Here is a 2,589-nt window from a genome sequence, read left to right as displayed (position 1 = left end):
ATCCCGAAACGCCGACGCTGTGCTCCTCGCCGATGGTGGCGCTACGCCGGCGTGCGGTGGCCGAAGGCCTCGACGTCATCGAAGGCACCGCCACCTGGGCGGAGCCGGGCGGCCTGGTGCAGCGGCAGACCTATGAGGCTCTGCGCGACGAGATTCTGGGCCAGCTCAAGGCGGCGCTGCCGGTCGATGCTGTCATCCTCGGCCTGCATGGCGCCATGGTGGCGCAAGGCTATGACGATTGCGAAGGCGATCTGCTCGAACGGGTTCGCGCAATGGTCGGGCCGGAGGTGGTGATCGCCGTGGAACTCGATCCGCACAGCCATCTGACACCGAAGCGCGTCGCGGCCTCCGACATTCTCGCCTATTTCCTCGAATTTCCGCACACCGATTTCTACGAGCGCGGCGAACATGTCGTCGAGCTTGGCCTGGCAGCAGTGCGCGGTGAGATCAACCCTGTGATTTCGACCTTCGACTGCCGCATGATCCAGGTGCTGCCGACCAGCCGCGAGCCGATGCGGTCCTTCGTCGATCGCATCAAGGCGCTGCACGGCAAGGACGGCGTGCTGTCGGTCTCCGTCATCCACGGCTTCATGGCGGCCGATGTGCCCGAGATGGGCACGCGCATCCTGGTCGTCACCGACAATGACAAGGCCAAGGGCGACGCGCTGGCGGAACGGCTCGGGCGGGAACTCTACGCGCTGCGCGAAAAGACGGCGATGACGATGCTGAGTGCTGCCGACGGCATCGATCGGGCGCTGGCCGTGCGCACAGAAAATCCGGGCAAGCCGGTGGTCATCGCCGATATCTGGGACAATCCCGGCGGCGGTGTGCCCGGCGACGGCACCTTCGTGCTGCGCCAGATGCTGGCGCGTGGCCTGGACAGGTTCGCCGTCGCGACCATCTGGGATCCGATTGCGGTCACCTTCTGCCTGGCGGCAGGCGAGGGCGCAGTCATCGACCTGCGCTTCGGCGGCAAGGCCGGGCCGCAAGCCGGCGAGCCGATCGATGCGCGCGTGCGCGTGCTGAAGGCGGTTGCGGAGGGCTGGCAGAGTTTCGGGCCAAGCCGGGTGACGCTTGGGCCGACGGCGCTGGTCCGCCTCGAAGGCACCGAGGTCGACATCATCCTCAACACCAACCGCACGCAGACTTTCGAGCCGGATATCTTTTCCAACATCGGCGTCGATCCGCTAGCCAAGGACATGCTGCTGATCAAGTCGACCAATCATTTCTACGCCGGCTTCGAGCCGATCGCCGCCGAGATCATCTATGTCTCGGCGCCGAGTTCGTATCCCAGCAATCCGGCGGTGACCGATTACAAGAAGCTGACAAGGCCGGTGTGGCCGAGGGTGACGGATCCTTGGAAGCTGCCAATCTCCCCCACGAGGGGGGAGATTGGCTAATCACACCAACCCGCGCTTGGCCATCATCGCTTCCGGCGACGGCATCTTGCCGCGGAAGGCGGTGTAGAGTTCTTCCGGATCCTTCGACCCGCCGGCCGCGTAGATGTTCTTGCGCAGCCGCTCGGCGAGTGCCGGGTTGAAGGGGTCGCCGGTTTCCTCGAAGGCGGCAAAAGCATCGGCATCGAGCACTTCCGACCACATGTAGGAATAGTAGCCGGCCGAATAGCCTTCGCCGGAAAAGACATGGCCGAAATGCGGGGTGCGGTGACGCATGGCTATGGTGTCCGGCATATGCAGTTCTGCAAGCGTTTCGGCTTCGAAACGAAGCGGCGCTTCAGGCGCCTCCGCCCGCGCGTGATAGGCCATGTCCATCAAGGCGGAGGCGGTGAATTCGACCGTGGCGAAGCCGGCGCCGAAGGTGCGCGCGGCCAGCATCTTGTCGAGCAGCGCCTTGGGCATCGGCTTGCCGGTCTTGACGTGCAGCGCGTGCTTTTCCAGCACTGCCGGCACGGTCAGCCAGTGCTCGTAGAGCTGCGAAGGCAGTTCGACGAAATCGCGGCTGACCGAAGTGCCCGAAACCGAGGGCCAGGTGACGTCGGTCAGCATGCCGTGCAAAGCATGGCCGAACTCGTGGAACAGCGTTTTGGCCTCGTCGACCGACAGCAGAGCCGGCTCGCCCACCGGCGGCTTGGCGAAGTTCATGATGTTGTAGATGACCGGGCTCGCACCGTGGCCGAGCCTGTAGCCGGATTGCAACGCGCTCATCCAGGCGCCGGATCGCTTTGACGGCCGGGCGAAATAGTCGGCCAGGAAAAGGCCGCGCTCGCTGCCGTCGGCATTCTTCACCACGAAGACGCGGGCGTCCGGATGCCAGGCCGCGATGTCCTTTTTCTCTTCGAAGGTGATGCCGAACAGCCGTGTCGCCACGTCGAAGCAAGCGTCGATGATCCGGTCGAGCTGCAGATAAGGTTTCAGTTCCGCCTCGTCGAAGGCGAATTTCTCCGCGCGCAGCTTCTCCTGGTAGAAGCGCCAGTCCCAGGCAGCGAATTTTTCGTTGCTGCCGGCTGCGGTGGCCACGCGCTGCAATTCGATCTGGTCGCTTTCTGCCTTCTCAAGCGCCTTCTCCCACACCGGATCGAGCAGCGCGTGCACGGCCTTCGCCGCCTTGGCCATGGCGTCGTCGCGCTTC

2 protein-coding genes are annotated in these 2,589 nt (G+C 64.5%); one reads left to right on the top strand and one right to left on the bottom strand.

The genetic code is table 11. The annotated features are described in order from the left end of the window. On the top strand, positions 1–1,400 hold a 1,400-nt coding region (locus EN884_RS32515), incomplete at its 5' end, for a M81 family metallopeptidase (RefSeq protein WP_164895301.1). Here the strand turns inward: EN884_RS32515 and EN884_RS32510 are convergent. After that, a partial coding sequence (locus EN884_RS32510; protein ID WP_245492023.1) for a M3 family metallopeptidase occupies positions 1,401–2,589 on the bottom strand: 1,189 nt, incomplete at its 5' end.

The sequence above is a fragment of the Mesorhizobium sp. M7A.F.Ca.AU.001.01.1.1 genome (assembly GCF_004022735.1).
Taxonomy (GTDB): domain Bacteria; phylum Pseudomonadota; class Alphaproteobacteria; order Rhizobiales; family Rhizobiaceae; genus Mesorhizobium; species Mesorhizobium ciceri.
This window is presented reverse-complemented; position numbering and strand designations above follow the sequence as displayed.